This window comes from Psychrobacter sp. GW64-MNA-CIBAN-0177 (assembly GCF_040309585.1).
Classification (GTDB): Bacteria; Pseudomonadota; Gammaproteobacteria; order Pseudomonadales; family Moraxellaceae; genus Psychrobacter; species Psychrobacter okhotskensis.
Map to the genome: position 1 here is coordinate 1 of NZ_JBEOOY010000603.1, position 237 is coordinate 237.

Here is a 237-nt window from a genome sequence, read left to right on the forward strand (position 1 = left end):
GCCTAACAGCAAGGCTGCTTCACCTTCGGCAATACGGGGTGCGAACAATTGATCCTGGTGCGCGGCAATGCGGATGTGCGACCACACCGCGCCGCCTTTTTGCGCCATGCCGGCCATGTCCAGATTGAGCGTGCCTTTGCCTTCGATAAACGCTGCCATTCCTAGCAAGGCGCCGATGGTCACCACGCCGGTGCCACCCACGCCGGTCACCAGAATGCTGTAGGGCTCATCCAGCGT

At 61.2% G+C, this 237-nt stretch carries 1 protein-coding gene; it reads right to left on the bottom strand.

Going from position 1 to position 237, the window contains the following annotated elements; all coding sequences use genetic code 11:
* Positions 1 to 237 (bottom strand): 2-oxoacid:acceptor oxidoreductase family protein (locus AAEY79_RS16370; protein ID WP_352289828.1); only part of this gene is annotated, 237 nt, incomplete at both ends.